The following is a 24,299-nucleotide window of genomic DNA, read 5'->3' as shown; positions in this document are numbered from 1 at the left end:
GTGTCGATCAATCGCGGAAGTTGTTGAACTGCAGCGGCAGTTCGAACTTGCCGGCTTTCAGCGCGGCGATGGCATCCTGCAGGTCGTCGCGCTTTTTGCCCATCACCCGCAGCTTGTCGCCGTTGATCTGGGTTTCCACCTTCAGCTTGGCTTCCTTCAGCGTCGCCGCGATCTTCTTGGCGATCTTCTGCTCGATGCCCTGCTTGACAGTGATCTTCTGCCGGGCCTGGGCCAGGTTGGTTTCCACGTCGCCGAATTCCAGGCTGAGCACGTCGATGCCGCGGGCGGCCAGGCGAGCGCGCAGGATGTCGTTCATCTGCTTGAGCTGGAACTCGGTCGGTGCGGACTGGGTGATCACTTCACCCTCGCGCTCGAACTTGGCGTCCACGCCCTTGAAGTCGAAACGGGTGGCAAGCTCGCGGTTGGCCTGGTCGATGGCGTTGGTCAGCTCGTGGGTGTCGACTTCGGACACGACGTCGAAGGAAGGCATGGGCGTTACTCCGCAGAAATCAGTGGCGGCCATTCTATCGCGCCGGTCGCGGCGGCAACGCCCGTGGTCGGCGATAATGGGCCATGAACGTGCAACGCTCCCCTTCGCGCGCCGTGGCCTGGATGGTCGCCGCTGTCGCCTGTTTCTCGCTGATGGACGCCGGCATGAAGCAGCTCTCGGCCGGCTATCCCTCGCTGCAGGTCACCTTCCTGCGTGGCGCGGCGTCGCTGCCCTTCGTGCTGGTCTGGGTGCTGGCCAGTGCCGGGCCACGCTCGCTGATCCCGCGCCGCTGGGGGCTGCACCTGCTGCGCGGCGGGCTGGGCATGGCGATGATCGGCTGCTTCGTGTTCGCCCTGCGCGACCTGCCGCTGTCCACCGCCTACACCATTTATTTCGTCGCGCCGCTGCTGATTGCCGCACTGTCGGTGCCGCTGCTGGGCGAGCGGGTCGGGCCGCGGCGCTGGGTCGCCATCGGCATCGGCCTGGTCGGCGTGCTGGTGGTGCTGCGGCCGGGCGTGGGCGGTTTCATCTCGGTGCCGGGCCTGATGGTGCTGGCCGCCGCCACCGCCTATGCCATCGCCGCGATCACCGTCAGCCTGTTGACCCGCACCGATACCTCGCAGTCGATGGTGGTCTGGTTCCTGGTCATCATGGCCATCGGCGCCGGGCTGCTGGCTATCCCCGGCTGGGTGCCGCTGCAGATGGCGCATGCGCCGTTGATCGCCGGCATGGGCCTGGCCGGGGCGCTGGGCCAGATCGCGCTGACCAAGGCCTTCCAGCTGGGTGAGGCATCGATGATCGCACCGCTCGAATACAGCGGCCTGGTCTGGGTAATCGGCTGGGACCTGGCCTTCTGGGGGCAGCTGCCGGATGGCTACACCTGGGCGGGCGCGGCAATCATCGTCGCCTCGGGCCTGTACCTGCTGCACCGCGAACGGGTGAACCGGCAGGAGCCGCCGAAGCCGTTGGACCATCCCTGAACCGATCTGGCAGGGGAAGGGGCTCTGACCGCCGCCGATGTGCCGATGCGGGCGCCTTAGAACCAAAAGGAATAACATTCTGGCCCATGGCGCGGGCGCGCGAGCGCCGGCGCTGGTAGGCTGCACGCCCCCTTCCATCGCCCTTCCGGTGAGCTGATCCCGTGATCGAGTTCCAGCGCCTGCACAAATCCTATGCCGTTGCCGGCCGCGCAGTCAGCGCGCTGCAGCCGCTGGACCTGACCATCGAGGCCGGCGAGGTATTCGGCATCATCGGTCATTCCGGTGCGGGCAAATCGACGCTGATCCGCATGATCAACCGCCTGGAGGAGCCCAGTGGTGGCCGCCTGCTGATCGCCGGCGAAGACGTCACCGCGCTTGATCCGGAAGGCCTGCGCGCGCTGCGTCGGCGCATCGGCATGATCTTCCAGCACTTCAACCTGCTGTCCTCGCGCACGGTGGCCGGCAACGTCGCCTTCCCGCTGGAGCTGGCCGGTACGCCGAAGGCCGAGATCGATGCCCGCGTGGCCGAACTGCTGCAGACCGTGGGCCTGCAGGCGCATGCCGACAAGTACCCGGCGCAGCTGTCGGGCGGCCAGAAGCAGCGCGTGGGCATCGCCCGTGCGCTGGCCACCCGCCCGCAGATCCTGCTGTGCGACGAGGCCACCAGCGCGCTCGATCCGCAGACCACGGCGTCGGTGCTGGCACTGCTGTCGAAGATCAACCGCGAACTGGGCCTGACCATCGTGCTGATCACCCACGAGATGGACGTGATCCGTCGCGTCTGCGACCGCGTGGCCGTGCTTGATGCCGGCCAGCTGGTCGAGACCGGCCCGGTAACGAAGGTGTTCCTGCACCCGCAGCACCCGACCACCCGCCGTTTCGTCAGCGAATCGGAGCAGGTGGACGAGGGCACCCTGCACCGCGATTTCGACGCGGTCGGTGGCCGTGTCGTGCGCCTGACCTTCCTTGGCGCCGACACCTACGAACCCCTGCTCGGCAGCGTCGCGCGGCAGACCGGGGTCGACTACAACATCCTGTCCGGCCGTATCGACCGGATCAAGGACACCCCGTATGGCCAGCTGATCGTCGCCCTGGTGGGCGGTGACCAGTCCGCCGCGCAGGCCGCATTCGTGGCCGCCGGCGTGCATGTTGAGGAACTGCGTCGATGATCATCGCCACCGCCGGCGGCTTCTTCCGTCACCTGGATGCAGGCAAGTGGGCCGACATCGGCCAGGCCACCATCGACACCCTGCTGATGCTGGCCGGTTCGCTGCCGCTGACCCTGGCCATCGGCCTGCCGCTGGGCGTGCTGCTGTACCTGTTCGGTGCGCCACAGCTGAAACGCCGGCCGGTTGCCTACGGCGTGCTGGCGCTGGTGGTGAACCTGCTGCGCTCGGTGCCCTTCATCATCCTGATGATCGTGCTGATCCCCGTCACCCTGTTCATGATGGGCACCTCGCTGGGCGTGCGTGGCGCGATCGTGCCGCTGGTCATCGGCGCTGCGCCGTTCTATGCGCGGCTGGTGGAAACCGCGCTGCGTGAAGTGGACCGCGGGGTGATCGAGGCGACCCAGGCAATGGGTGCCACCACCTGGCAGCTGGTCACCCGCGTGCTGCTGCCCGAAGCACGGCCGGGCCTGATTGCCGGTGCCACGGTGACCACCGTGGCCCTGATCGGCTTCACCGCGATGGGCGGTGCGATCGGTTCCGGTGGCCTGGGCGACCTGGCCTTCCGCGACGGCTACCAGCGCTCGCACACCGACGTGGCGCTGGTCACGGTGGTCCTGCTGCTGGTGCTGGTGCAGCTGCTGCAGATGCTGGGCGACCGCCTGGTCGCGCATTACAGCCGCAGATAGCAGAATGCCGGGCGGCGCCCGGCATCGTTCAGGGTGGTGCCGGTCGCTGGCCGGCAGCTTCATGTCTGGTAGTGCCGGCCGCTGGCCGGCAACCTCATGAACGCGGGAAGCACCGTGCAGTTGCCGGCCAGCGGCCGGCACTACCGCCGTGTGCAGTCAACGCACGTTCGGTACTTCGTAGCCCAGCTTGCCCACCTGCTCGGCGTGCTGCGGCACGCGCTTGAGCTTGTCGGTGTTGACCCCGTACTCGTCACGCAGGCGTTCGGCCAGGTCCTTGTACAGGGCCTTGTCCATGTCAGGCGTGCGCGCGAAGATCCAGGCCATCTCGCGGCCCGGGTAGCCGATCAGCGCCCAGGAATAGTCCGGCGCTACTTCCAGTACCCGCGAGTGGGTCGGCACGACCCGGTAGAACCAGGTGCGCCAGCCGTGGTTGCCACTGTCGGGATCGACGCTGGCGCGCGCACGGATTTCCTGCAGCGGTTCACCGAAACCATCGCGGTAGCGATAGGTGATGGCGACTTTGTGGTCCTCGCGCAGCTCGTACTGGTTGACGCTGGCGACGTGGCCGCGCTCGATGAAGTTCGGCACGCGGCCGATCACGTACCAGGTCCCCATGAAGCGCTGCAGGTCGATCACCCCATCTGCAGAGGCTTCCGCGGCGCTGTTGCGGGACGAGGGTGGGGAATTGGCAGCCACTGCCGGACCGCCCAGGGACAGGGCCAGCAACACAGCGCAGAGCGGGCGGATCGAGGTCATGCGGGAGCGGGCTCCAGTGGGCTTGCCCGCGCATGGTCACTGTGTGCACGCCATCCGTCAATGGTGTCGCAGCCGGTGAGAAGCCCCGCAGCCAAGCTGACCGCCATCGACCACCGGAGAATCCGCATGCGCACACGTCCCCGCCACCGCCTGCCAACTGAACGCGTCAGCGAACGCGCCGATCCGCGCCTGTTGCGGGTGGTGCCGCAGCTCGCCCTCGCTGGCCTGGCCGTGGTGCTGGCGTGGCCGGCCGCGCGCGGCAGCAGTGCCTGGCTGGGCTGGTTGCCGCTGTGGCTGGTCGGCATGCCGTTGGCGGCCTGGTGGGCACTGCTGCGCTGCCCGTTGCCAACGCTGGCCGCGTTCCGCTCGCTGCGACGCGACCATGGGCAGGCCCGGCGGCGCTCCCCCACACGTACGCGCAAGGCGCACACCGCCACGGCCTGACCTTCGACACGGGGGCGGCCCCGGTGATCCATGCTAGCGTTCCACGGCTAATGACTGCCTGGAGCTGCAATGTCACGATTCGCTTCCGCCTGCCTGCTGGCCGGCATGATGACCGCTGCCTCGGTGGGTACCGCCGTGGCCGCTGAAGACACCGACCGTTACGCCTGGCTGGAGGACGTCACCGGCGACAAGCCGTTGTCCTGGGTCAAGGAACAGAACGCCAAGTCCGAGGCGCGCCTGGCGCAGACCCCGGCCTTCAAGCAGATGGAGAGCAGCATCCGCGAGGTGCTCGACTCGGACGCCAAGATTCCCGGCGTGCAGAAGATCGGCGATTACTACTACAACTTCTGGAAGGACAAGCAGCACGAGCGCGGCCTGTGGCGTCGCACCACCCTGGCCGAGTACCGCAAGGCCTCGCCGACCTGGGAAACCGTGCTCGACCTGGATGCGCTGAACAAGGCCGAGAACGAGAACTGGGTCTGGCACGGCGCCGACTGCCTGCGTCCGGACTACAGCCGCTGCCTGATCGCGCTGTCGCGCGGTGGTGCGGACGCCGATGTCACCCGCGAGTTCGACCTGACCAGCAAGAGCTGGATCAAGGACGGCTTCTTCCGTCCCGAATCGAAGGGCGGCCTGAGCTGGATCGACCGCGACACCGTGTTCGTCTACACCGATTTCGGCAGCGGCTCGATGACCACCTCCGGTTACCCGCGCGTGGCCAAGCTGTGGAAGCGTGGCACGCCGATGTCCGCCGCCAGCCTGGTCTACGAAGGCAAGCCGGAAGACATGTACATCGCGGCGATGCACGATGACACCCCGGGCTTCGAGCGCAACCTGGTCAGCCGTACGCTGGCCTTCTACAACAACGAGATCTACCTGCGCGGCGACGATGGCAAGCTGACCAGGATCGATGCGCCGAACTCGGCCGAGAAGGGCCTGCACAAGCAGTGGCTGACCCTGGAACTGCGCGACCCGTGGACCGTGGGTGGCAAGACCTACGCCTCCGGCGCACTGCTGGTGACCAAGCTGGATGATTTCCTGGCCGGCAAGCGTGACTTCGAGGTGCTGTTCACCCCGACCGCGACCACCTCGCTGGCCAGTGCCTCGTGGACCAAGAACCACTTGGTGCTGAACGTGCTGGACGACGTCAAGAACCGCCTGTCGGTGCTGACTCCGACCGCCAAGGGCTGGCAGAAGAGCGATTTCGTCGGCGCGCCGGCCTTCGGCACCCTGGGCGTCAGTGCGGTCGACAGCAATGACAGCGATGCGGTGTGGCTGACCGCCACCGACTACCTGACCCCGACCACCCTGGCCATCGCCGACATCGGCAAGGCGCCGGAAGTGCTCAAGACCATGCCGGCGTTCTTCGATGCCGACGGCAAGGTGATCGAGCAGCATTTCGCCACCAGCAAGGACGGTACCCGCGTGCCGTACTTCGTGGTGCACGACAAGGCGATGAAGCTCGACGGCTCCAACCCGACCCTGCTGTACGGCTACGGTGGTTTCGAGATTTCGCTGACCCCGTCGTACTCGGGCGGCATGGGCCGCGCCTGGCTGGAAAAGGGCGGCGTGTACGTGGTCGCCAACATCCGTGGTGGTGGCGAGTACGGCCCGCGCTGGCACCAGGCGGCGCTGAAGCAGAACCGTCACAAGGCCTATGAAGACATGGCCGCGGTTGCCCAGGACCTGGTCACCCGCAGGATCACTTCTGCCAAGCACCTGGGCGTGCAGGGCGGCAGCAACGGTGGCCTGCTCACCGGCAACATGCTGACCCAGTACCCTGAGTTGTTCGGTGCGGTGGTGGTGCAGGTTCCGCTGCTGGACATGAAGCGTTACAGCCACCTGCTGGCCGGCGCGTCGTGGATGGCCGAGTACGGCAACCCGGACACCAGCGACTGGGAGTTCATCAGGACCTTCTCGCCGTACCACCTGTTCGACGCGAAGAAGAGCTACCCGCCGGTGCTGTTCACCACCTCCACCCGCGATGACCGCGTGCATCCGGGCCACGCCCGCAAGATGGCCGCGAAGATGATCGATGCCGGCAAGGACGTGACCTACTACGAGAACATCGAAGGCGGTCATGGCGGTGCAGCCAACAACGCGCAGGCCGCGCACATGTCCGCACTGGCCTACAGCTTCCTGTGGGAGCGGTTGGGCGGTAAATGATGAAATGAAAAACGCCGCCCTTGGGCGGCGTTTTTCGTTGGGTACTCGTTGAACGGTAGCGCCGGGCCATGCCCGGCGGCTCCTTTGCCGCGTCGCGCGGCAAAAATCCGCCGGGCACGGCCCGGCGCTACCGGAAATGTTTCAACCCGCGCGCGATACGCTCCACCGCTTCCTGCAGCCGCGGCACTTCCTGGGTATAGGCCAGGCGCACGTGCTGGTTCGATCGATGGAAGCCGAAATCCAGGCCCGGGGTGAACGCCACATGCTCGGTCTCCAGGAAGTGCGCACAGAATGCCTGCGCGTCATCGGTGAACGCGCTGACGTCGGCGTACAGGTAGAACGCACCCTTCGGTTCCACTTCGATGCGGAAGCCAAGCTCGCGCAGGGCCGGCAGCAGGAAGTCGCGGCGCTGCTGGAAGGCCTGGCGGCGCTGCTCGAAGATCGCCATCGCCTCGTCGCTGAAACAGGCAAGGGCCGCGTGCTGGGCGATGCTCGAAGCGCTGATGTACAGGTTCTGCGCCAGCTTCTCCAGGTCGGGTACCGCCGCCGGTGGCGCCACCAGCCAGCCCAGTCGCCAGCCGGTCATGCCGAAGTACTTGGAGAAACTGTTCAGCACGAACGCGCTGTCATCGACCTGCAGCACGCTCGCTGCATCCAGGCCGTAGGTCAGGCCGTGATAGATCTCGTCGACCACCAGGTGGCCGCCGCGCGCATGCAGCGAAGCCGAGAGGGCCGCCAGTTCATCGGCTGACAGCACTGTGCCGGTGGGATTGGCCGGCGACGCCACCAGCGCGCCGACGCTGTCGGCGTTCCAGTGCTGCTGCACCAGCGAAGGGGTCAACTGGTAGGCCGTTTCCGGGCCGACCGGAACGAGCTGCGCGCCGCCTTCCACCAGCCGCAGGAAGTGGCGGTTGCACGGATAACCGGGATCGGCCAGCAGCCAGTGGCGGCCGGGGTCGACCAGCAGGCTGCTGGCCAGCAGCAGCGCGCCGGAGCCGCCGGGCGTGACCAGGATGCGTTCGGGGTCGATATCCAGGCCGTAATGACTGCGATAGAAACCGCTGATCGCCTGGCGCAGGGCGGGCAGGCCGTGCGCGGCGGTGTAGCGGGTGTGGCCGGCGGCCAGCGCCGCCTGGCCGGCACGCACGACCGGCTCGGCGGTGGTGAAGTCCGGTTCGCCGATCTCCAGATGAATCACATCGTGACCGGCCTGTTCCAGCGCCTGTGCGCGGGCCAGCAGGGACATCACATGGAAGGGAGCGATTTCGTGGCTGCGCCGGCTGTAGCCCGGCGTGTGGGGCAGGGTACTCATGCCCCACATGGTACGCCGGGTGTCCCGGTAGTGCCGGCCGCTGGGCAACCTCGGGATGAACAGTCTGCTGCGGTTGCCGGCCAGCGGCCGGCACTACCCCCGCGCGTCCATGACGATCCGCAGGGTTGCCCGCAGCCCCCCTGCCACCCAGACTCAGGCGCAAGGACGCCATTGCATTGCCGATCAAGGAGCCTTATTTCATGAAATCCACTCTCTGCCTGTTGCTTGCGAGCCTGATGACCAGCACCGCTACCGCCGCCACCCCGCCCGTTCCGCCGGATGTTGAGAAGCGTCCGCACGTGGTCAAGGCGCCGTTCGGCGCCACCCGCAACGATGACTACTACTGGCTGCGCGACGACAAGCGCGAGGACAAGGCCATGCTGGCCTACCTGCAGGCCGAGAACGCCTATGCCGACCAGCTGCTGGCACCGCTGAAGCCGCTGGAGGATGCGCTGTACGGCGAGATCGTCGGCCGCATCAAGCAGGACGATGCCAGCGTGCCGGCGCGCGAGCGCGGCTACTGGTACTACAGCCGCTACGAGACCGGCCAGGACTATCCCATCCATGCGCGCCGCAAGGCCAGCATGGACGCGCCGGAAGAGGTCCTGCTCAACGTCAACACGATGGCTGCCGGCAAGGGCTATTTCAACGTCGGCTCGATGGAGGTCAGCCAGGACAACCAGCTGCTGGCCTGGGCGGATGATGACGTGGGCCGCCGCCAGTACGTCATCCGCTTCAAGGACCTGCGCACCGGCGCGGTGCTGCCGGATACGATCACCGGCACCTCGGGCGATCTGGTCTGGGCCGATGACAACCGCACCGTGCTGTATGTCGAGAACGATCCGGAAACCCTGCTGACCGTGCGGGTGAAGAAGCACGTGCTGGGCACCCCGGCCAGCACCGACACCGTCGTCTACGAAGAGAAGGACGACAGCTTCTACATGGGCATCGGCCGCACCCGCGACGATCGCTTCATCACCATCGGCGTGCACAGCACCGTGTCCTCCGAAGAGCGCTACGCGCCGGCCAGCGACCCGACCACGTTCACCGTGCTTGCCCCGCGCCAGCGCGACGTGGAGTACGACGCCGACCACCATGACGGCCGCTGGGTGATCCGCACCAACGATGGCGCGAAGAACTTCAAGCTGGTGACCGCACCGACCGATGCCACCTCGCGTGCGCAGTGGAAGGACTGGATCGCCCATGACGATGCGGTGTTCATCGAAGGCTTCGAACTGTTCGATACCTACACCGCCATCGCCGAACGTTCCGAGGGCTTGGAGCGCGTGCGCCTGCTGTTCAAGGACGGCCGCACCGATTACGTGAAGGCCGACGAGCCGGCCTATTCGATGGGCCTGGGCGACAACACCGAGGCTGACACCACGTGGCTGCGCTACGTGTACACCTCGATGACCACGCCGACCACGGTGTACGAACTGAACACCGCCACCGGCGAGCGCCGCCAGCTGAAGCAGCAGCCGGTGATCGGCTATGACGCCTCGAAGTACGAGACCGACCGGGTGTGGATCACCGCGCGCGACGGGGTGAAGGTGCCGGTGTCGCTGGTCTATCGCAAGGGCTACAGGAAGGATGGCACCGGCGCGCTGTTCCAGTACGCCTACGGCAGCTACGGCATGTCGATGGACCCCTACTTCAACCAGACGGCGGTGAGCCTGCTCGACCGTGGCGTGGTGTACGCCATCGCCCACATCCGCGGTGGCCAGGAAATGGGCCGCGACTGGTACGAGAACGGCAAGCTGCTGCACAAGCAGAACACCTTCAACGACTTCATCGACGTCACCCGTGGCCTGGTGGCACAGGGCTGGGCGGCGAAGGATCGTGTCGCCGCGTCCGGTGGCAGCGCCGGTGGCCTGCTGATGGGCGCCATTGCCAACCAGGCGCCGCAGGACTACCGCGTGCTGGTGGCCCAGGTGCCGTTCGTGGACGTGGTCACCACCATGCTCGACCCGACCATCCCGCTGACCACCAACGAGTATGACGAGTGGGGCAACCCCGAGCAGAAGCCGTACTACGAGTACATGCTGTCCTACTCGCCCTACGACAACGTGAAAAAGCAGGCCTATCCGTCGCTGTTCGTGGGGACCGGCCTGTGGGATTCACAGGTGCAGTACTGGGAACCGGCCAAGTGGGTGGCCAAGCTGCGTGATGACAACACCAGCCCCTTCCCGATCCTGTTCCGCACCAACATGGAAGCCGGCCACGGCGGCAAGTCCGGGCGCTTCCAGCGTTACCGCGAACTGTCCGAGTCGTATGCGTTCGTGCTGCAGCAGTTGGGCATCGAAACGCCCGCGGCCGGTGCTGCGACGGAATGACGCATCGTGGCGGCGGTGATATCGCCGCCGCCACCTGCGCTCGGTATCCTTGCGCGATGCGCACGCCCGAACCGCCCGCCACCAAGGATCTGCCAACGCCCGCCCGGCCGGTGCGGTTCCGTTGGGCGTGGTGGCTGCTGGCCTACGCCAGCCTGGGCACCGGCATCGTCGGCATCTTCGTGCCGGGGCTGCCTACCACCGTATTCATCCTGATCTCGGCCTGGGCCGCCTCGCGCGGCTCCGAGCGCCTGCACGCCTGGCTGCTGCAGCACCCGCGCTTCGGCCCGGCCATCACCAACTGGCAGGCCCACGGTGCGGTCAGCCGCTACGGCAAATGGATGGCCACGATCACCATGGCGGTGTGCGCCGGCATCATGCTGTGGTGCGTACCGGTGGCCTGGGTGAAGTGGTTCTCCATCGGCAGCATGACCGTGGTGGCGATCTGGCTGTGGACCCGGCCGCTGCCGCCGGCCGATTGATCTCTCCCGCCGGGCATGGCCCGGCGCTACCAGGGGCCGGGTTGCGGCAGCGCCGGGCCATGCCCGGCGGATGCGTGGCGCGGCACCCTGCACCAACCGCTCAGCCGCCAATGGCTATACTCGGGGCATGAACATCCCCCATCGCAATGTCATCCTGATTCCGCTGGCAGCGGCCTCGCTGCTGTTCCTCGCCGCATGCGGCAACAAGGGCCCGCTGGTGCTGCCGCAGAAGCCGGTGCCGGTGGAAGAAACCGTCGAACCGGCCACCGATACCGACACCACGCCCGCTGCCACCCAGGACCCCCGCGACGGCAGTCCGTCGGTGACCCCGGACCCGGTCAAGAAGGTGGACGACGGGAATGAGTAAGGCGGTTTCCAACGGCCTGCGCTTCAGCAAGATGCACGGCGCGGGCAACGATTTCGTAGTGATCGACCTGCGCGACGGCACCCCGCCGCCCACCCCGGAACTGGCCGCGCGACTGGCCGACCGCCATACCGGCGTCGGCTGCGACCAGATCCTGACCATCGAGCCGCCGCGTGCCGAAGGCTCGGTTGCCTCGTACCGCATCTGGAACGCCGACGGCTCCAACTCCGAGCAGTGCGGCAACGGCGCGCGCTGCATCGCGGCCTGGCTGGTGCGCGAGGGCAGTGCGCAGGGCGATCGCTTCGTCATCGACAGCCCGCTGGCCAGCCACGCCGTGGACGTCCTGGGCAATGGCCAGTATGCGGTGGCGATGGGCGTGCCGGTGTTCGATCCGGCGCAGGTGCCGCTGATCGGCTTCGCCCACCCGCGCGAGGAATACCTGCTGCCACTGCAGGGTGAGACCGTGCGCTTCGCGGCGGTGTCGATGGGCAATCCGCACGCGGTGATCGAAGTGGGCCTGGTCGATGCAGCACCGGTTGAGCGCGTGGGCGGATTGCTGCAGCAGCATGCTTCGTTCCCGAAGTCGGTGAACGTGGGCTTTGCCCAGGTGATGGGACCGGAACATGCGCGCCTGCGCGTGTTCGAGCGCGGCGTGGGTGAAACCCTGGCCTGCGGCAGTGGCGCCTGCGCGGCGGCAGTGACCCTGATGCATCGCGGCCGCCTGCAGCGCGATGCGCGCATCAGCCTGCCTGGTGGCGACCTGCGCATCCAGTGGCCCGGCGATGGCCAGCCGGTGGTGATGGCGGGCCCGACCGCATTCGTCTTCGAAGGGGAGTGGATCGCATGACTGAGACCGTCGACAAGCTCGGTGCCCATGAAGTCGCGGCCTGGTTGCGGCGCCATCCGGGCTTCCTCAAGCAGTTCCCGGACCTGGCGCTGACCCTGGTGGTGCCACGCGATGACGGCCCGACCGCATCGCTGGCCAGCTACCAGCTGGAAGTGCTGCGCGAGAAGAACCGCGAGCTGGCGCGACGGTTGGCCGACCTGGGCGCGACCGCGCAGGTCAACGAGCGGCTGGCGGTACGCACACATCAGCTCACCCTGGCCCTGATGAAGCAGGACAACGCCGCCGACACACTGCGCGCGATGGCGGCGTCACTGCAGGAAGATTTCGCCGGCGATCTGGTGCGGCTGGTCGTGCATGCGCCGGTGGCCGGGCTGGAGCAGGCCGAGTGGCTGCAGGTGCTGGCTGCCGATGATGCGCAGCTGGGCCCGTTCCGCGACTGCCTGAAGGATGGTGAGCCGATCTGCGGCCGCCTGCACAGCGACAAGAACGCGGTGCTGTACGGCGCGCGCAGCGAGGAGGTGCAGACCACCGCGCTGCTGCCGCTGCCGGGTGTTGGCCTGATCGCGGTGGGCAGCCATGATCCGAACCGCTTCTATCCCGGCATGGGCACGCTGTTCCTGCGGATGATGGGCGAGGCCCTGGTGACCGGGCTCAAGCGCTTCGCGGATTGAGCGAGAAACGACGGCGATGAGCGCGGTGCAGGCGTTCCTGCAGCACCTGCAGGTGGAGCGGCGGATGTCGGCGCATACGCTCGACGCCTACCGCCGCGATCTGGAGGCGTTGTCGGTGTGGGCCGAGCCCCGCGGGGTGGCCGTGGAGGCACTGGATGCCGACGCGGTGCGCCAGTTCGTTGCCGATGAACACCGCCGTGGCCTGTCGGCCAAGAGCCTGCAGCGCCGGCTGTCGGCCTGCCGCAGCTTCTATGCCTGGCTGCTCAAGCATGGCCGTATCGAGGCCAGCCCGGCAGCGACGCTGAAGGCGCCGCGTGCGCCACGACGGCTGCCGCAGGTGCTCGACGCCGATGAAGCCGTGCAATTGGTTGAACTGGAACCGGAAGGCGAGCTGGGCCGTCGTGACCGCGCGCTGCTGGAACTGTTCTATTCCTCCGGCCTGCGCTTGAGCGAAGTCTGTGCGCTGACCTGGCGCGATCTGGATTTCGCCAGCGGCCTGGTCAACGTGATGGGCAAGGGCAACCGGCAACGTCGCGTCCCCTTCGGAAAACCGGCACGCGAAGCGCTGCTGACCTGGCGCAGCGAAAGCGGCGGTGGCGCTGCCACACCGGTTTTCCCCGGTCGCAACGGGCCTATCAGCCAGCGCGCGGTGCAGATCCGCATCCGCCAGCTGGCACAGCGCCAGGGCCTGTTCAAGCACGTGCACCCGCACATGCTGCGGCACAGTTTCGCCAGCCACATCCTGGAGTCCTCCGGTGACCTGCGCGGTGTGCAGGAACTGCTCGGCCATGCCGACATCGCCACCACGCAGATCTACACCCACCTGGATTTCCAGCATCTGGCCAAGGTCTACGATGCCGCGCATCCGCGCGCGAAACGTCGCAAAGACCCGCCCGACACGGTGGGGTAGCGCCGGGCCATGCCCGGCGGCTGTGCGATCCATGTGTCGTGTACGCGACACCGCCCGCGCGGCGCGCTCGCCGGGCATGGCCCGGCGCTACCGTTACTGCGCTGCCGACACACTGGCCTGTGGCAACGGCTCGGGCCGCACCCAGCACCCGATCGAGACGCAGGATGAGGACTGGTACGTGGCGTGGGGCATTGAACCCAATCCGGACCGGCCAACGCATGCCAAGCGCTGAACGGCAGCTATCGGTGCGGGCTTGATCGCTTCGGCGGCTGTCCCCATGTCCCGTGAACAGCTATCGGAGGCCGCATGGACCCCAGTCAGAATCCCACCGTTTTCCACGCCACCACCATCGTCTGCGTTCGTCGCGGCGAGCACGTGGCCATTGCCGGCGACGGCCAGGTCACCCTCGGCCACACGGTGATGAAGGGCAACGCGCGCAAGGTCCGCCGCCTTGGCCGCGATGGCCAGGTGCTGGCCGGCTTTGCCGGTGCGGCCGCCGATGCCTTCACCCTGTTCGAGCTGTTCGAAGCCAAGCTGGAAAAGCATGGCCAGCTGCAGCGTGCCGCGGTGGAGCTGGCCAAGGATTGGCGCACCGAGCGCCGCCTCGGCAAGCTCGAGGCGCTGCTGGCGGTGGCCGACAAGGAAACCTCGTTGATCATCAGCGGCACCGGCGACGTGATCGAGCCGGAGGACGGCATCATCGCCATCGGTTCCGGTGGTTCGTATGCGCTGTCCGCTGCACGCGCGCTGATGGCGCACACCGAACTGGATGCACGCACCATCGCCAGCGAAGCGATCAACATCGCCGGCGACATCTGCATCTACACCAACCGCAACGTGGTGGTCGAGGAGTTGTGACGGGGAACCGTCACACGCATACATGAGCCGCCGGGCATGGCCCGGCGCTACCGACAACGCATTCGTGAGCACATCCATGCCGCACAAGATCGAAGTTTCCTCCGCCACCATGACCCCGCGCGAGATCGTGCAGGAACTGGACCGGCACATCGTCGGCCAGCACGACGCCAAGCGCGCGGTCGCCATCGCCCTGCGCAACCGCTGGCGCCGCATGCAGCTGCAGCCCGAACTGCGCAACGAGGTCATGCCCAAGAACATCCTGATGATCGGCCCGACCGGCGTCGGCAAGACCGAGATCGCGCGCCGCCTGGCCACGCTGGCCAACGCGCCGTTCGTGAAGGTCGAAGCGACCCGCTTCACCGAAGTCGGCTACGTCGGCAAGGATGTCGAGCAGATCATCCGTGACCTGGCCGATACCGCCGTCAAGCTGTACCGCGAGCAGGCCAAGGCGCGTGTGCGCACGCAGGCCGAAGAGCGCGCCGAAGACCGCATCCTCGATGCACTGCTGCCGCGCCGTAGTGGTGGCATCGGCTTCGATCCGGAGGCGGCACGCAACGAGCCGTCGGCGCAGGACAACGAGACCCGCATCAAGTTCCGCAAGATGCTGCGCAACGGCGAGCTGGACGATCGCGAGATCGAGCTCGACCTGACCGCCAACGTCAGCATGGACATCATGACCCCGCCGGGCATGGAGGAAATGGGCCAGCAGCTGAAGTCGATGTTCGCCAACCTCGGTGGTGGCGCCAAGGCGCACAAGCGCACGCTGACCATCAAGGCCGCGCGCCCGCTGCTGCAGGAAGAAGAAGCCGGCAAGCTGGTCAACGAGGACGATATCCGCACTGCTGCGATCGAAGCCTGCGAGCAGCACGGCATCGTGTTCATCGACGAGATCGACAAGGTCGCCAAGCGGGGTGACAACGTGGGGGGGGGCGATGTCTCGCGCGAAGGCGTGCAGCGCGATCTGCTGCCGCTGGTGGAAGGTTCCAACGTGTCCACCAAGTACGGCACGATCAAGACCGACCACATCCTGTTCATCGCATCGGGCGCCTTCCACCTGGCCAAGCCCAGCGACCTGATCCCGGAACTGCAGGGGCGCTTCCCGATCCGCGTGGAGCTGGGTGCGCTGAGCAAGGCTGATTTCGTGCGCATTCTGACCGAGCCGAAGGCCGCGCTGACCAAGCAGTACGAAGCGCTGCTGGCCACCGAAGGCGTCAAGGTCAGCTTCACCACCGATGCCATCGACCGCCTGGCAGAGATCGCCTTCCAGGTGAACGAGCGCCAGGAGAACATCGGTGCGCGCCGCCTGCATACCGTGCTGGAGCGCCTGCTGGATTCGCTCAGCTACGAAGCACCGGACCGCGATGGTGAAACCCTGGCCATCGACAGTGCCTATGTCGATGCGCACCTGGGTGAGCTGGTGCAGGACCCGGACCTGAGCCGTTACATCCTGTAACCGGGAATGCGAAAAGGCCGCCGAAAGGCGGCCTTTTCGTTATGCAGGGTGGCCGAATCTGCGGTAACGCCGGGCCATGCCCGGCGGCGCCGTCACGCCTCCGGCAGCGGCTCGGGTACCGAACCCGGTACGAACACGCCTTCCTTCACGTAGGCGGCCAGGGTCATGTCCAGCGCCAGCATGCCGTCGCGCTTGAGGTCCATCAGGTCCGGTTCGACCATCGCCCCGTGCAGCACGCCGAGCACGGTGGCGTGCAGCATGCGCGCGGCGATCTTCGGGTCGGCGCCGTCGCGCAGCTGGCCCAGGTCCTGGGCACGGCGCAGGGCGCGTTCCATCCGGTCCAGGGCATCGCGGAAACCGCTCTGCTGCAGTTCGGTCAGCACCCTGGTGTCGGCCGAGGCATCGCTGCGCAGCATGATCTCCATGGTCTTGCGCAGGCGCTCGTCCTCGGACAGCTCGATGAACGAGTGGATCATCACCGCGCGCAGGTCATGCACCGGCGTGTCGCGCTGGTCGGTGGAGGTGCGCTCCAGCTCCTGCATGAAGGGCAGGTGCACCCGTTCGACGATCGCGGTCAGCACCTCGCCCTTGTTCTTGAAATGCCAGTACACGGCGCCGCGGGTGTAGCCGGCGCGGGCACCGATCATCTCCAGCGTGGTCCGGGCTACGCCGTGTTCGTGGAAACAGGCTTCGGCGGCATCCAGGATGCCTTCGCGGGTTGCCTGGGTGTCCTCTTTGGTTTTGCGGGCCATGAGCGGGTACGAGTGCGGGTGAAACGTGGCTGAATTGTACCGCTTTACAAACAAACACGCATGTATGTATATTTCCGTCCCATCATTCCCGTCGTGCGCGTGGCAGGCCAGTCCCGGCTCCCACTTCACGCGGGTGGGCGCTGTTCGCGCGGACTTACTCCTGCAAGGGGAGGGTCCGTCGTATCAGCACCTGCTGAGATCCCTCCCTTCAAGAGCCATTCCCATCATGTTGCTGAGCCGAATCCGACCCTTCGCGTTGTCGCTGGCGATCGCTGCCACCGTCGCTGCCTGCGGCGGCCAACCCCAGGCGCCCGAACAGGGGCCGGGCCAGGTCAGCGTGGTCACGCTGAAGTCCGAGACCGTCGGGCTGACCCGTGAGCTGCCGGGCCGCACCAACGCCTTCCTGGTGGCCGAAGTGCGCCCGCAGGTCAATGGCATCGTCGCCAAGCGCCTGTTCACCGAGGGTGGGATGGTCAAGGCCGGCGAGCCGCTGTACCAGATCGAGGACGCCAGCTACCGCGCCCAGGCCAACAGTGCGCGTGCACAGCTGGCCCGCGCCGAAGCCACTGCCAATGCAGCGCGGCTGAGCGCCAAGCGCATCACCGAACTGGCCAAGGTCGACGCGGTCAGCCAGCAGGATCTGGAAAACGCCGTGGCCGCGCAGAAGCAGGCAGAGGCCGATGTCGGCGCCGCCAAGGCCTCGCTGGATGCCGCCAACGTGACCCTCGGCTATGCGCGCATCACCGCGCCGATCAGCGGCCGCATCGGCAAGTCCAGCGTCACCCAGGGCGCGCTGGTCAGCGCCGGGCAGGCCACGGCGCTGGCAACCGTGCAGCAGCTGGACCCGATCTACGTCGACCTGACCCAGTCCTCGGCCGAGCTGCTGCAGCTGCGCCGCGAACTGGCCGCCGGCCGCCTGCAGGACAACCAGCAGACGCCGGTCAGCATCCTGATGGAAGACGGCAGCACCTTCGAACACAAGGGCACGCTGGAGTTCTCCGAAGTCAGCGTCGATCCGGCCACCGGCAGCTTCGCGCTGCGGGTCAAGGTCGACAACCCCGATGGCCTGTTGATGCCGGGCATGTATGTGCGCGCGGTGATCGGCGGCGGTGTGCGCAGCGATGCGGTGCTGGTGCCGATGCAGGGCATCGCCCGCGATCCGAAGGGCGATACCAGTGCGATGGTGGTCGGCAAGGACAACAAGGTCGAAGTGCGCCCGGTCAAGGTCAGCCGCACCGTCGGCGACAAGTGGCTGGTCGAGGACGGCCTGAAGGCCGGCGACAAGGTCATCGTCGAAGGCCTGCAGAAGATCGGCCCGGGCATGCCCGTGAATGCCACCGAACAGGGCGCCGCCCCGGTCAAGCCGGCCGCCGCCCAACCTGCAGCTGCGGCCGCAGGCGCGAAGTAAGCGGAGAACTCCATGGCACGTTTCTTCATCGATCGACCCATCTTCGCGTGGGTCATCGCGATCATCATCATGCTCGCCGGCGGCCTAGCCCTGTTCAAGCTGCCGATCTCGATGTACCCCAACGTCGCACCGCCGGCGGTGGAAATCAGCGCCAGCTACCCGGGTGCTTCGGCCAAGGTGGTCGAAGACTCGGTGACGCAGATCATCGAGCAGAACATGAAGGGCCTTGATGGCCTGATCTATTTCTCCTCCAACAGCTCGTCCAACGGCCAGGCCACCATCACCCTGACCTTCGAGAGCGGGACCAATCCCGACATCGCCCAGGTGCAGGTGCAGAACAAGCTGCAGCTGGCGATGCCGCTGCTGCCGCAGGAAGTGCAGCGGCAGGGCATCAACGTGGCCAAGTCCAGCTCGGGCTTCCTGAACGTCATCGCGTTCGTGTCCGAAGATGGCAGCATGGATGCCAACGACATCGCCGACTACGTCGGTTCCAACGTCGTGGACCGTCTCAGCCGCGTTCCGGGCGTGGGCAACATCCAGGTGTTCGGTGGCAAGTACGCCATGCGCATCTGGCTGGACCCGAACAAGCTGCACACCTACGGCATGTCGGTGCCGGAAGTGGTCGCTGCGGTGAAGGCACAGAACGCGCAGGTGGCCATCGGCCAGCTGGGTGGTGCGCCGTCGGTGAAGGGCCAGCAGCTCAACGCCACCATCAACGCGCAGTCGCGCCTGCAGACCCCGGAACAGTTCCGCAACATCATCGTGCGCGGTGCGCAGGACGGTGCCGAACTGCGCCTGGGCGATGTAGCCCGCGTCGAGCTGGGCGCCGAGTCGTACGACTTCGTCACCCGCTACAACGGGCAGCCGGCCAGCGGCCTGGCGGTCACCCTGGCCACCGGCGCCAACGCGCTGGATACCGCTGCCGGTGTCGATGAAACGCTGAAGGAACTGGAAGGCTTCTTCCCGGCCGGCCTGAAGGCCGAGATCCCGTACGACACCACCCCGTTCGTGCGCGTGTCGATCAAGGGCGTGGTGCAGACCCTGCTCGAAGCGATCGTGCTGGTGTTCGTGGTGATGTACCTGTTCCTGCAGAACTTCCGCGCCACCCTGATCCCGACCATCGCCGTGCCGGTGGTGCTGCTGGGTACCTTCGGCGTGCTGTCGGTGCTGGGCTTCTCGGTGAACATGCTGACCATGTTCGCGATGGTGCTGGCCATCGGCCTGCTGGTGGACGATGCCATCGTGGTGGTGGAGAACGTCGAGCGCATCATGTCCGAAGAGGGCCTGTCGCCGCTGGAAGCCACCCGCAAGTCGATGAGCCAGATCACCGGCGCGCTGGTGGGCATCGGCCTGGTGCTGTCGGCGGTGTTCGTGCCGATGGCCTTCATGAGCGGCTCCACCGGCGTGATCTACCGGCAGTTCTCGGCGACGATCGTGTCGGCGATGGCGTTGTCGGTGCTGGTCGCGATCGTGCTGACCCCGGCGCTGTGCGCGACCATGCTCAAGCCGCTGAAGAAGGGTGAGCACCACGTCGCCCACCGCGGGTTCGCCGGTCGCTTCTTCAACGGCTTCAATCGTGGCTTCGACCGCACCAGCGAGAGCTACCAGCGCGGCGTGCGCGGCATCCTGCACCGTCCGTGGCGGTTCATGGGCATCGTGGCCGCGCTGTTCCTGCTGATGGGCGTGCTGTTCGTGCGCCTGCCCAGCTCGTTCCTGCCCAACGAAGACCAGGGCGTGCTGATGGCGCTGGTGCAGGCGCCGGTGGGCGCAACCCAGGAGCGCACGCTGGAATCGATCGCCGCGCTCGAAAAGCACTTCATGGAAAACGAGAAGGGTGCCGTCGAATCGGTGTTCTCGGTGCAGGGCTTCAGCTTCGCCGGCATGGGCCAGAACGCGGGCATGGCCTTCGTCAAGTTGAAGGACTGGAAGGATCGTGACGCCGACAACGGTGTGATGCCGATCACCGGACGTGCGATGGCCGCGCTGGGGCAGATCAAGGATGCCTTCATCTTTGCCTTCCCGCCGCCGGCCATTCCGGAACTGGGCACGGCCTCCGGCTACACCTTCTTCCTGAAGGACAACAGCGGCCAGGGCCACGAGGCATTGCTGGCGGCCCGCAACCAGCTGCTGGGCCTGGCGGCCGGCAGCAAGAAGCTGGCCAACGTGCGACCGAACGGCCAGGAAGACACCCCGCAGTTCCGCATCGATATCGATGTGGCCAAGGCCAGCTCGCTGGGCCTGTCGATCGACCAGGTCAACACCACCCTGGCCACCGCGTGGGGCAGCTCGTACATCGATGACTTCATCGATCGCGGCCGCGTCAAGCGCGTGTTCGTGCAGGCTGACCAGCCGTTCCGCATGGTGCCGGAGGACTTCGATCTCTGGTCGGTGAAGAACGACAAGGGCGAGATGGTTCCGTTCAGCGCCTTCGCCAGCAAGCACTGGGACTACGGCTCGCCGCGCCTTGAACGCTACAACGGCGTGTCGGCTACCGAAATCCAGGGCGAGCCGGCCCCGGGCGTGGCGTCCGGTGATGCCATGGCCGAGATCGAACAGCTGGCCAAGCAGTTGCCGGCGGGCTTCGGCGTCGAGTGGACGGCGATGTCCTACCAGGAACGCCAGGCGGGCTCGCAGACGCCGCTGCTGTACACCCTGTCGCTGATGATCGTGTTCCTGTGCCTTGCCGCGTTGTATGAAAGCTGGAGCGTGCCGACCTCGGTGCTGCTGGTGGCACCGCTGGGCATCCTCGGTGCGGTGCTGGCCAATACCTTCCGTGGCATGGAGCGCGACATCTATTTCCAGGTGGCGATGCTGACCACGGTGGGCCTGACCAGCAAGAACGCGATCCTGATCGTCGAGTTCGCCAAGGAGCATCTGGAGAAGGGCGCGGGGCTGATCGAAGCGACGATGCACGCGGTCCGCGACCGTCTGCGCCCGATCATCATGACCTCGCTGGCCTTCGGCATGGGCGTGCTGCCGCTGGCAATCTCCAGCGGTGCCGGCTCCGGCGCCAAGCAGGCGATCGGCACCGGCGTGCTCGGTGGCATGGTGGTCGGCACCGTACTCGGCGTGTTCTTCGTGCCGCTGTTCTTCGTCGTGGTGCAGCGCGTGTTCAAGAAGCGCAACGCCACCAGCTGATTCGAAACGGTAGTGCCGGCCGCTGGCCGGCAGCTGCTGCTCGCTTGATGTGAATCCAATGAGGTTGCCGGCCAGCGGCCGGCACTACCTCCTGCCATCCGGCAGTACCGATGGAAGTCATTCCAATGAAAAGTGCATCTCTGTTCCTCTCCATCGCGGCGGCACTGGCGCTTGCCGGCTGCGGCACCCTGGCGCCGAAGAACACCGCAGTGGCCCCGGCCATTCCGTCGCAGTGGCCGGCCGAAGCAGCGCAGGGCGAAGTGGCCGATGCGGCCGCGGTCGGCTGGCGTGACTTCTTCACCGACGAGCACCTGCAGCAGGTGATCGGCCAGGCGCTGGACAACAACCGCGACCTGCGCGTGGCCGTGCTCAACGTCGAAAAGGCGCGCGGCCAGTACCGCGTGCAGCGCGCAGACCGCGTACCGGGCGTGGCGGTGACCGGGCAGATGGACCGCCGCGGTGGCGATGTGCCGGTCACCGAGCAGTTCAGCGCGGGCGTCGGCGTGGCCGAGTTCGAACTGGACCTGTTCGGCCGCGTGCGCAACCTGAGCGAAGCCGCGCTGCAGCAGTACTTCGCTGTAGCCGCCAACCGCCGCAACGCGCAGCTGAGCCTGGTGGCCGAGACCGCCACCGCGTGGTTGACCTATGGTGCCGACGCGCAACAGTTGAAAATCGCCGAAGCCACAGTGAAGACCTATGAGGATTCGCTGCGCTTGGCCGAAGCGCGCCATGAGCGCGGTGGCAGTTCGGGGTTGGAACTGACCCAGACCCGCACCTTGGTGGAAACAGCGCGTACCGATGCCGCACGCCTGCGTGGGCAGCTGGCCCAGGACCGCAACGCGCTGGCGCTGCTGGCCGGTGGCCAGCTGGATCCGGCGCTGCTGCCGGACAGCATCGCACCGCAGGTGCTTGCGTTGGCACCACCGCCGGCTGGCCTGCCCAGCGACGTGCTGCTGCAGCGCCCGGACATCATGGCCGCAGAGCATCAGCTGTTGGCTGCCAATGCCAACATCGGTGCCGCACGCGCTGCGTTCTTCCCCAGCATCTCGCTGACCGGCAGCATCGGCAGTGGCTCGGGTGAATTGTCCGGCCTGTTCGACAGCGGTACGCGGGTGTGGAGCTTCCTGCCGAAGATCACCTTGCCGATCTTCCAGGGCGGCAAGCTGCGCGCGAACCTGGCCGTGGCCAACGCCGATCGCGATATCGCGCTGGCGCAGTACGAAAAATCGATCCAGAGTGGTTTCCGCGAAACCGCCGATGCGCTGGCATTGAATGTCAGCCTGGATGAACAGGCGGCCTCGCAGCAGCGCCTGGTGGAAGCGGCCGAGCAGGCCAACCGCCTGTCGCAGGCGCGCTATGACGCGGGCCTGGACAGCTTCGTCACCCTGCTGGATGCACGTCGTACCGCCTACAGCGCGCAGCAGAGTCAGCTGCAGACACAGCTGGCGCAGCAGGCCAACCGCATCACGCTGTACAAGGTGCTGGGCGGTGGCTGGCACGAGCGCGGGTAAGTCGCTCTGATCTGGTAGCGCCGGGCCATGCCCGGCGGCTTTCCCGTTCGGTGTTCATGGTGTCTGCTGCGTTCCGAGCTTGCGGGTAAGCCGCTCCGATTCCGGTAGCGCCGGGCCATGCGCGGCGGCTTTCTCGTTCGGTGTTCACGGTGTCTGCTGCGTTCCGCGCTTGCGGCTAAGCCGCTCCGATTCCGGTAGCGCCGGGCCATGCCCGGCGGCTTTCCCGTTCGGTGTTCACGGTGTCTGCTGCGTTCCGAGCTTGCGGGTAAGCCGCTCCGATTTCGGTAGCGCCGGGCCATGCCCGGCGGCTTTCCCGTTCGGTGTTCACGGTGTCTGATGCGTTCCGCGTTCCGCGCTCGCCGGGCATGGCCCGGCGCTACCGCATCGGCCAGCGGCACCACGCAAAGGGATACTCATCCCATTGGCTGGTGAGTCCCGCCCGAATGGGATTGCCCAGGATGTAGAGAGCGTGACGCCTCAAGGCTTCCTCATGACGCACCGCATGGTCAAAGTAGCTGGGCTGCCAAAGCGGTGTATCCACTCCGAACTGTTGCCCCAAGTGTCTGCTGCTGCGTGACTTCACCGTTCCCATCAGTCGGGCAAGTGTTCCACTGCGCAGTTGCACCAGCCAATGGAGATGATCGGGCATGATGACCCAGGCAAACGAGTGGCTCATGCCTGCACGTTCCACGAACCGCAGCGCTTCCAGCAGGCATGCGGCATGGTCGGGGTCTTCGAAAACCCGACGCCGCTGCCGTACGACAGTGGTGAGCACATAGCAGCTATCGACCCGGGAATCGCGGCCACGAGCAAGATGACGACTGGACATGAAGCCAGTCTGTTGGAACAGCATGTCTGCTGGCATCGGCAATCGCCACTGATTCTTGTGGGGATCCTCCAGTCTGCGCACTGGTTGAGCGCCATCCGTATGGGGACACTGCGGTAGCGCCGGGCCATGCCCGGCGGCTTTCCCGTTCGGTGTTCACGGTGTCTGCTGCGTTCCGCGCTTCGCGCTCGCCGGGCGTGGCCCGGCGCTACCAGAGGGGGGAATTCCCGGTGGCGCCCGGTCATGCCCGGCGAGCGTTGCTACCGTCACACCGCTTCGTCGTCGCGCCGCTCGGTGCGGCAGGCGCGTACCCGCGTCAATGCGTCGCCGGCTTCGCGCGCCATCCTTTCGTACTCGGCGCGGATCTCTTCGAGGCGCTCTTCGTCCAGCTCTTCCAGATCCAGCAGCTCGTTGTTGGCCTCGGCGGTGGCGCGGATCAGCTCGTCCAGCTTGATCTGCATCGCCGCGGTGTCCGAGTTCTGCGTGTGCTGGATCAGGAACACCATCAGGAAGGTGATGATGGTGGTGCCGGTGTTGATCACCAGCTGCCAGGTGTCGTTGAACTTGAATATGGGGCCACTGATGCCCCACAGCACGACGATCGATACTGCGGCCAGGAAGGTCCACGGCGAGCCGGTGGCGGCCGCGGCCTTCTTGGCGATCGTATTGAACAGGTTCCTTGCGCTCATCGTCATCGTTCCACGGGAATGGCGATGATCATCGGCACATGGCCGTGCAGGTGCCGT

Annotated in this window: 23 protein-coding genes; 17 read left to right on the top strand and 6 right to left on the bottom strand. The window is 66.6% G+C overall.

The window, feature by feature from the left end; translation table 11 throughout:
• Nucleotides 1–7: 7 nt before the first annotated feature.
• A complete protein-coding gene (locus LMF57_RS17280; RefSeq protein ID WP_229290281.1) occupies nt 8–490 on the bottom strand; it encodes a YajQ family cyclic di-GMP-binding protein in 483 nt (160 codons plus the stop codon).
• 83 nt (nt 491–573) lie between these two features.
• On the opposite strand from LMF57_RS17280, the gene LMF57_RS17275 reads away from it, so the two are divergent.
• The 3 genes from LMF57_RS17275 to LMF57_RS17265 all read left to right on the top strand — a co-directional run bounded on the left by LMF57_RS17275 (nt 574) and on the right by LMF57_RS17265 (nt 3,325).
• Nucleotides 574–1,470 (top strand): DMT family transporter, encoded by an 897-nt coding sequence (locus LMF57_RS17275; RefSeq protein ID WP_025877311.1) that lies wholly within the window; start codon nt 574–576, stop codon nt 1,468–1,470.
• Nucleotides 1,471–1,631: 161 nt separating this feature from the next.
• Nucleotides 1,632–2,639, top strand: a complete 1,008-nt coding sequence (locus tag LMF57_RS17270; protein ID WP_025877309.1) for a methionine ABC transporter ATP-binding protein — start codon at nt 1,632–1,634, stop codon at nt 2,637–2,639.
• The gene (locus LMF57_RS17265; RefSeq protein ID WP_025877307.1) at nt 2,636–3,325 is read left to right on the top strand and encodes a methionine ABC transporter permease; all 690 of its coding nucleotides are present in this window, start codon (nt 2,636–2,638) and stop codon (nt 3,323–3,325) included. Before LMF57_RS17270 ends, LMF57_RS17265 begins: the two co-directional genes overlap by 4 nt.
• Nucleotides 3,326–3,481: 156 nt before the next feature.
• Here LMF57_RS17265 and LMF57_RS17260 read toward each other — a convergent pair whose 3' ends face one another.
• On the bottom strand, nt 3,482–4,081 hold the full coding sequence (locus tag LMF57_RS17260) for a lipocalin family protein (protein ID WP_025877305.1): 600 nt from the start codon (nt 4,079–4,081) through the stop codon (nt 3,482–3,484).
• A 126-nt stretch (nt 4,082–4,207) separates the two neighbouring features.
• On the opposite strand from LMF57_RS17260, the gene LMF57_RS17255 reads away from it, so the two are divergent.
• Together LMF57_RS17255 and LMF57_RS17250 are read left to right on the top strand one after the other, a co-directional pair.
• A complete protein-coding gene (locus LMF57_RS17255; RefSeq protein WP_117311426.1) occupies nt 4,208–4,525 on the top strand; it encodes a hypothetical protein in 318 nt (105 codons plus the stop codon).
• 69 nt (nt 4,526–4,594) lie between these two features.
• Entirely contained in the window at nt 4,595–6,691 is a 2,097-nt protein-coding gene (locus LMF57_RS17250; protein ID WP_117311425.1) for a prolyl oligopeptidase family serine peptidase, read from the top strand.
• A 127-nt stretch (nt 6,692–6,818) separates the two neighbouring features.
• On the opposite strand, the gene LMF57_RS17245 is transcribed toward LMF57_RS17250, so the two are convergent.
• Nucleotides 6,819–8,003: a pyridoxal phosphate-dependent aminotransferase gene (locus LMF57_RS17245; RefSeq protein ID WP_208081702.1), complete on the bottom strand. Its 1,185-nt coding sequence runs from the start codon at nt 8,001–8,003 to the stop codon at nt 6,819–6,821.
• A gap of 200 nt (nt 8,004–8,203) precedes the next feature.
• Between LMF57_RS17245 and LMF57_RS17240 the strand changes: the two genes are divergently transcribed.
• The 9 genes from LMF57_RS17240 (at nt 8,204) to hslU (ending at nt 15,918) form a co-directional block, all read left to right on the top strand.
• Complete coding sequence (locus LMF57_RS17240) at nt 8,204–10,336, top strand: S9 family peptidase (protein WP_208082241.1); 2,133 nt, start codon at nt 8,204–8,206, stop codon at nt 10,334–10,336.
• A gap of 56 nt (nt 10,337–10,392) precedes the next feature.
• Nucleotides 10,393–10,815, top strand: coding sequence for a YbaN family protein (locus LMF57_RS17235; RefSeq protein ID WP_208082242.1), 423 nt, complete (start codon nt 10,393–10,395; stop codon nt 10,813–10,815).
• A gap of 127 nt (nt 10,816–10,942) precedes the next feature.
• Nucleotides 10,943–11,182, top strand: a complete 240-nt coding sequence (locus LMF57_RS17230; protein WP_049465812.1) for a lipoprotein — start codon at nt 10,943–10,945, stop codon at nt 11,180–11,182.
• On the top strand, nt 11,175–12,026 hold the full coding sequence (gene dapF, locus LMF57_RS17225; RefSeq protein ID WP_117311421.1) for a diaminopimelate epimerase: 852 nt from the start codon (nt 11,175–11,177) through the stop codon (nt 12,024–12,026). The genes LMF57_RS17230 and dapF overlap by 8 nt, the downstream gene beginning before the upstream one ends.
• Nucleotides 12,023–12,697 carry a DUF484 family protein gene (locus LMF57_RS17220; protein ID WP_025877290.1) on the top strand — a complete coding sequence of 225 codons (675 nt, stop codon included), beginning with the start codon at nt 12,023–12,025 and terminating at the stop codon, nt 12,695–12,697. The genes dapF and LMF57_RS17220 overlap by 4 nt, the downstream gene beginning before the upstream one ends.
• A 16-nt stretch (nt 12,698–12,713) precedes the next feature.
• Nucleotides 12,714–13,607, top strand: a complete 894-nt coding sequence (gene xerC / locus LMF57_RS17215) for a tyrosine recombinase XerC (protein ID WP_208082947.1) — start codon at nt 12,714–12,716, stop codon at nt 13,605–13,607.
• A 76-nt stretch (nt 13,608–13,683) separates the two neighbouring features.
• The gene (locus tag LMF57_RS17210; protein WP_324255972.1) at nt 13,684–13,839 is read left to right on the top strand and encodes a DUF3079 domain-containing protein; all 156 of its coding nucleotides are present in this window, start codon (nt 13,684–13,686) and stop codon (nt 13,837–13,839) included.
• 74 nt (nt 13,840–13,913) lie between these two features.
• Complete coding sequence (gene hslV, locus LMF57_RS17205; protein WP_025877284.1) at nt 13,914–14,465, top strand: ATP-dependent protease subunit HslV; 552 nt, start codon at nt 13,914–13,916, stop codon at nt 14,463–14,465.
• A gap of 76 nt (nt 14,466–14,541) precedes the next feature.
• Entirely contained in the window at nt 14,542–15,918 is a 1,377-nt protein-coding gene (gene hslU / locus LMF57_RS17200; protein WP_117311979.1) for an ATP-dependent protease ATPase subunit HslU, read from the top strand.
• 92 nt (nt 15,919–16,010) lie between these two features.
• Here the strand turns inward: hslU and smeT are convergent, their stop codons facing one another.
• A complete protein-coding gene (smeT, locus tag LMF57_RS17195; protein WP_025877280.1) occupies nt 16,011–16,670 on the bottom strand; it encodes an efflux transporter SmeDEF transcriptional repressor SmeT in 660 nt (219 codons plus the stop codon).
• A 226-nt stretch (nt 16,671–16,896) separates the two neighbouring features.
• Between smeT and smeD the strand changes: the two genes are divergently transcribed.
• The 3 genes from smeD to smeF all read left to right on the top strand — a co-directional run bounded on the left by smeD (nt 16,897) and on the right by smeF (nt 22,727).
• Complete coding sequence (gene smeD / locus LMF57_RS17190) at nt 16,897–18,078, top strand: multidrug efflux RND transporter periplasmic adaptor subunit SmeD (RefSeq protein ID WP_117311418.1); 1,182 nt, start codon at nt 16,897–16,899, stop codon at nt 18,076–18,078.
• A 12-nt stretch (nt 18,079–18,090) separates the two neighbouring features.
• Complete coding sequence (gene smeE / locus LMF57_RS17185; RefSeq protein ID WP_080149814.1) at nt 18,091–21,216, top strand: multidrug efflux RND transporter permease subunit SmeE; 3,126 nt, start codon at nt 18,091–18,093, stop codon at nt 21,214–21,216.
• A gap of 110 nt (nt 21,217–21,326) precedes the next feature.
• Nucleotides 21,327–22,727 carry a multidrug efflux RND transporter outer membrane subunit SmeF gene (smeF, locus tag LMF57_RS17180; protein WP_229290279.1) on the top strand — a complete coding sequence of 467 codons (1,401 nt, stop codon included), beginning with the start codon at nt 21,327–21,329 and terminating at the stop codon, nt 22,725–22,727.
• 376 nt (nt 22,728–23,103) lie between these two features.
• Here smeF and LMF57_RS17175 read toward each other — a convergent pair whose 3' ends face one another.
• On the bottom strand, nt 23,104–23,580 hold the full coding sequence (locus LMF57_RS17175; RefSeq protein ID WP_324255947.1) for a transposase: 477 nt from the start codon (nt 23,578–23,580) through the stop codon (nt 23,104–23,106).
• A gap of 239 nt (nt 23,581–23,819) precedes the next feature.
• Nucleotides 23,820–24,242, bottom strand: a complete 423-nt coding sequence (locus tag LMF57_RS17170) for a low affinity iron permease family protein (RefSeq protein WP_025877275.1) — start codon at nt 24,240–24,242, stop codon at nt 23,820–23,822.
• Nucleotides 24,243–24,299: the final 57 nt, after the last annotated feature.

The organism is Stenotrophomonas sp. SI-NJAU-1, from assembly GCF_020883215.1.
GTDB classification, from domain to species: Bacteria; Pseudomonadota; Gammaproteobacteria; order Xanthomonadales; family Xanthomonadaceae; genus Stenotrophomonas; species Stenotrophomonas indicatrix.
This window is presented reverse-complemented; position numbering and strand designations above follow the sequence as displayed.